The 3,972-nt window shown below is 59.6% G+C and carries 4 protein-coding genes; 2 read left to right on the top strand and 2 right to left on the bottom strand.

Annotated features, from left to right (window positions below):
• Together JCM25156_RS10500 and JCM25156_RS10495 are read left to right on the top strand one after the other, a co-directional pair.
• Positions 1-741 (top strand): LexA family transcriptional regulator (locus tag JCM25156_RS10500; protein WP_025813049.1); only part of this gene is annotated, 741 nt, incomplete at its 5' end.
• A gap of 648 nt (positions 742-1,389) precedes the next feature.
• Positions 1,390-1,818, top strand: a complete 429-nt coding sequence (locus JCM25156_RS10495; protein WP_025813048.1) for a DOPA 4,5-dioxygenase family protein — start codon at positions 1,390-1,392, stop codon at positions 1,816-1,818.
• 158 nt (positions 1,819-1,976) lie between these two features.
• Here the strand turns inward: JCM25156_RS10495 and JCM25156_RS10490 are convergent, their stop codons facing one another.
• On the bottom strand, positions 1,977-3,041 hold the full coding sequence (locus JCM25156_RS10490) for an alkene reductase (RefSeq protein ID WP_025813047.1): 1,065 nt from the start codon (positions 3,039-3,041) through the stop codon (positions 1,977-1,979).
• A gap of 125 nt (positions 3,042-3,166) precedes the next feature.
• Positions 3,167-3,972 (bottom strand): Lnb N-terminal periplasmic domain-containing protein (locus JCM25156_RS10485; RefSeq protein WP_025813046.1); only part of this gene is annotated, 806 nt, incomplete at its 5' end.

Raw genomic sequence — 3,972 nt, 5'->3', positions numbered from 1 at the left:
CCCGCCGCCCAGCGGCTCAAGGCATTGCGTGAGCGCGCGGGTTACACCGTGCGCGCGCTGGCCCGTGATCTGGGCATGGGGGAGAAGTTTTCCAGCTATGCTTTTTATGAAAACAAGCTGAAAAAGGATTTCATTCCCGTCGAGATGGTAAGCCGCCTTGTGCCGCTGCTGACCGACAGGGGGGATCCGCCCATCGCCCCGGCTGAAATCTGGGCGCTGTGTGGCATCGTACCGGGTGAGACGGACCTGAACGAAAGCATACGCCGTGCCGAGCGCGCCACCGCCCCGACCCATACCGATGACGGTAGCGTGACGGTGCATGAATATGACATCTCGCCACAGGCGGGTGCTGGCGCGATTGTGGACCACACTGCCTGTGGCGATGGGGAGCATCACCCCACGCTGGATTCGTGGCGCATCCCGCGCGATTTTATCCGCAACTACCTGCCGGATACGAACGGGCTTGCGATCATCCGTGTGGCGGGCAATTCCATGGAGCCGGAATTCATGGCCGGTGATCGCGTGCTGGTCGATACCAGTCACCGCGTTCCCTCGCCCGATGGGGTATATGTGCTGTGGAACGGCATGGGCGTTGTCATCAAGCAGCTCATGCTGGTGCCCAACTCCCGCCCGCGGCGCATCCGCATCATCAGCGTCAACCCCACCTATCCCGTGGATGAGGTCAATGCCTCCGATCTGGTCATTAATGGCCGTGTGGTGGGCAAGTGGGTATGGAAATAAGAGGCCGTTTGAAAAGCCTGCCTTCAAGACATCCCGCAAATCCCAAAAATGTTTATTGTTTTATATTAATTGCTTTCAAACAGCTTCCAAGCCGCATCCAGCGGGGGAAAGCTGAGTAATGGACGTATTTTGTTCCTTTCCATTATGATGTTCTGTCTAATATCCGCCGTGTTAAAGTCATTGCCTCACGAGGATAAACATAATACGGGTATCAGTGAGTATTTTTTTAAAAGCGGCGTTCCCTGAAGCTTCTTGTAAAAGGCTTCACCACAAACTTTCTCATTAAAATATATTGCCATCAATGTTCATATTTCATGGGCCGCCCTACTGCCGCCGTATTCGCCCCATAGGCAGGCACCTCCTCCCCTGCCCGGATATATCATGCCTGCACAACCTCCCGCAGTAACCGGCGTTATCACCCCATGACAGATAACGCACCTTATTCCTGACATCTCCACATCCCTGACAGGCTGTCTGAAAAGGCCGTATCCAGAGACTTTTATTGTTTCTCATCAATCCGTTGTTTCAGGCAGATGCTGAACGGAACTGCCTCATGATTTTGGGTCAGGGAACGGCCAAAACGCGCTTCATTGCCCAGCGGGCTTTTCGAAACAGATTCCAACCTTTACGCACCGAAAGTGCCAATACATGACCGATAGCATTCCCACCCCGCGCCGCCTGGCCGAAATTGCCAGCTATCATGCCCATATCTATTTCGACAGTCCGGCCAGCCGCGCCATCGCCACCGAATTGCGCGGGCAGATCGCGGCCCGTTTCGTCCTGCGTCTGGGCCGCTGGCACGAAACGGGTGTCGGTCCGCATGTCGCGCCCATGTTCCAGATCGCGTTTGAAACCGGGCTGTTCGCCACCCTTGTGCCCTGGCTTATGCTCAACCATGGCGGGCTGAGCATCCTGATCCACCCGAATACGAACGCGCCACGCCGCGACCATCTGCGTGACGGTCTGTGGATCGGTCGCCCCCGCGCCCTGCTGGCTGACCGTCTGCCGGAATGGAGTGATGCGCCTGATGAGGCGGGCGAGATCAATACCCAGCCCGAGGCAGGGGTAGAGATATAAGAAGCGATTTGGGAACTACTGATTGACATAAAAGAATAAAAGTTTTGGGTGCCGCCTTTTTTGAAAAAAGGCGGCGTTCCGTGGGCTGGCTTTTCAAACAGCCCCTGAACAGTCGGAAGCTTCCTGGTTCTCTTTTACAAAAAAGCCCCCATTCGCACTCAGTCTCCCGCTTCACCCATGGTGGGGTAATCAATATAGCCCTGCGGGCCGTGGGTATAGAATGTGCCGGGATCCGGTGGGGTCAGATCCGCGCCCGCGCGCAGGCGTTCGGGCAGATCGGGGTTGGAGATGAAAGGCTGCCCGAACGCCACGGCGTCGGCCCGACCTTCTTCCACCGCCCGCTCGGCCTGGGGGCCGGTAAAGCGTTCATTGGCGATATAGACGCCACCAAACTGCTTTTTAAGCTGCGGTCCCAGGCTGTCCGGGCCTTCCGCCTCACGCGCGCAGATGAACGCGATCCCACGCCGCCCCAGCTCCGTCGCCACATAGCCAAAGGTGGCGGCGGGATTGGAATCTCCCATGTCATGCAGGTCGCAGCGCGGGGCGATATGCACGCCCACCCGTCCCCTGCCCCAAACATCAATGGCGGCGTCGGTTACTTCCATCAGCAGCCGGGCGCGGTTTTCAACCGGGCCGCCATACTGGTCGGTGCGGTGGTTGGTGGAATCCTGCAGGAACTGGTCCAGCAGGTAGCCATTGGCCGCATGCAATTCCACGCCATCGAAATTCGCCTGCCGCGCCAGTTCCGCCCCCCGGCGGAAGGCGGCGACGATGCCCGGTATCTCATCGGTTGCCAGTGCGCGGGGGGTTACATAATCCCGCTTGGGCCGCAGCAGGCTGACCTGCCCCTTCGCCGCGATGGCGCTGGGTGCGACGGGGGCTTCCCCGTTCAGAAAATACGGGTCGGAAATGCGCCCGACATGCCATAGCTGCAGGAAAATGCGGCCCCCCACGTCATGCACGGCGGATGTGACCTTTTTCCACCCTTCCGCCTGTTCGGTCGTCCAGATGCCGGGCACGCCTTCATACCCGATACCCTGCGGGCTGACGGGGGTTGCCTCGGAAAGGATCAGTCCCGCCAGCGCGCGCTGCGCGTAATAGGTGGCCATGAGGTCAGTGGGAACATGGTTCTCCCCCGCGCGCAGGCGGGTTAGCGGGGCCATGATGACGCGGTTGGGCAGGGTCAGGTCGCCTGCCTTCAGTGGGGTGAACAGGGTTGGCATGTGTCTCTCTCCACGGAATTATTTATGGGATGATGCGCCTGACCTTCCTTTCCCGCAACAGTTGGCAGGGATGCGTTTGCCGTTCTTTTCCTTCATGAAAAGAGGCTGTTCCAGTCACCTCGACGTTACGGGGGCGCTTCCCCCTGCGGTACAGGCAGCCCGGCGCGGATGGTGGCGGAATAATCCGGCCCGATCTGTACTCCGGGCGGGCGCAGGATACGACTTGCGGCATGCAGGGCCGCGAAATCCGGATAACGGGTGCGGTCATACGGGCCAAGCAGGTTCATGTCATACGCCATGGCCGCCGTATGCCCGCTCAGGATCACGCGCCAGTCAAGCCGGTAACGCAGCCTGGCGCCCGCGCGGGCCAGTATGCCGGTGGTGCAGTTGTCGGTCAGGGTATTGTACCATAGCGGATGGTGAACGATGTCATGTATCGCGCCAACATAGCTCAGGAACAGGCGCTCGCGCACGGCGGGTGACAGGTCGAGACGGTACAGATAGACCCGCTCACGCCGGATGTCGGTGCGAACGCCAATCAGGTCACGCTCATCGGCGGTGACGAAAAACAGTTCGTAATGGTGGAAAAACCCGGCAATGGCGGAATAGGCGAACCGCGCCTGCCGCCGCGTTTCGATCGAGATGGCCAGATGCCGCCCATCCGCGAACCCGAAGCTCAGGAACACATGCGCGATCGATTCCCCCGCCCAGTAGGAAGTGACCAGATCCACGCTGTCCAGCCCGTTCAGGTCATAACTGGCGTCATACCATGCCGGAATGGGGTCGCTCTCGCTGCGGTAGCGGAAGTTGCGCACATGGGCCACATGCACCACGTTCGCCGTGCGCCAGGCATCGGCGGGGATGGTGTATTCCTGCGCCCATACACGGTCGTTGCACGGCGGGTCGGTGATGTACCAGCCCAGCAGCACGG

This window comes from Komagataeibacter kakiaceti JCM 25156 (genome assembly GCF_000613305.1).
This window is presented reverse-complemented; position numbering and strand designations above follow the sequence as displayed.

Coding starts and splice junctions, on each gene's coding strand:
- JCM25156_RS10495 (WP_025813048.1), top strand. CDS start 1,390: ATGACCGATAGCATTCCCACCCCGCGCCGCCTGGCCGAAATTGCCAGC.
- JCM25156_RS10490 (WP_025813047.1), bottom strand. CDS start 3,041: ATGCCAACCCTGTTCACCCCACTGAAGGCAGGCGACCTGACCCTGCCC.